This window comes from Komagataeibacter sp. NFXK3 (assembly GCF_054182245.1).
The window spans coordinates 1-986 of the sequence record NZ_JAPIVJ010000083.1 but is presented as its reverse complement, the minus strand read 5'-3'; the positions used below and the strand labels follow the sequence as shown (position 1 = coordinate 986).

Here is a 986-nt window from a genome sequence, read left to right as displayed (position 1 = left end):
CGATGCTCGTCCAGAAGGCGTACGGCGCGCTCACGGAACTCAGGCGAATATCGCGATGTCTTCTTCTTCTCTACCATAGGGCTCATCCTCCGAGAGTTTTACTCTCCGGTAAACCCGGGGCAGTTCATTACCGCGACGGCGCGTTCACCGGCACCGAACGCTGGACCGCTATCGTCTCCATCGTTCTGCGCACGCCGCGTGACGCCGACCATCTTCGGAAAAATCCCCTCGGAATCTACGTCTCCGCCATCAACTGGTCGAAGGAGCTGGGCCAATGATCCGTCGTGCTCTCCCGCTGCTGGTCCTGCCTCTGGCCGGATGCGCGCAGCATTACCATCCGCCCGTCATCCGTTACGATGACGCTGTTCAGGCGACACGTCTGCCGGACCCGCCGAAACCGGTGCAGGTGGTGGAAGTCCCCAGACTGCTTCCCCTGCCGGGGCAACTCAAGCCGCTGTCTTCGCGACGCACGGCCCATCCGGCCCCCGAGGTTGCCGACCCGACCGCGCGTGTGACTCAGGCCAATATGGCGGCGCGCATTCAGCCCACGCGGGCAGACTTCATCAATGCGGTGCAGGTCTATCCTTATTCTCCCGGTGCGCTTTATCAGGTCTACACCTCGCCGGGTGAAATCACCGACATCATGCTCCAGCAGGGTGAGAAGCTAGTGGGAACCGGACCTGTGGCGGCAGGTGACACGGTGCGCTGGATCATCGGTGATACCGAGAGCGGGGCAGGGGCAACAAAACGCATCCATATCCTGGTCAAGCCGACGCGCCCAGATCTGACCACCAATCTGATCGTCAATACCGACCGGCGGACCTATCTGGCGGAACTGCGCTCCACGCCCGCGACTTACATGGCATCGGTGTCGTGGGACTATCCCGAGGATGACCTGATTGCCCTGCATCGGCAGGACAATGCGGCCGATGATGCTGCCCCCGTGGACGCGGGGCTGAATCTTGATACCCTGAATTTCCGCTATG

2 protein-coding genes are annotated in these 986 nt (G+C 61.7%); both read left to right on the top strand.

The window, feature by feature from the left end:
- Positions 1–278, top strand: a 278-nt coding sequence (locus tag OQZ28_RS17565) for a VirB8/TrbF family protein (RefSeq protein WP_458136699.1), incomplete at its 5' end; no start/stop codon positions are given.
- Positions 275–986 (top strand): TrbG/VirB9 family P-type conjugative transfer protein (locus tag OQZ28_RS17560; RefSeq protein ID WP_458136698.1); only part of this gene is annotated, 712 nt, incomplete at its 3' end. The genes OQZ28_RS17565 and OQZ28_RS17560, both read left to right, overlap by 4 nt.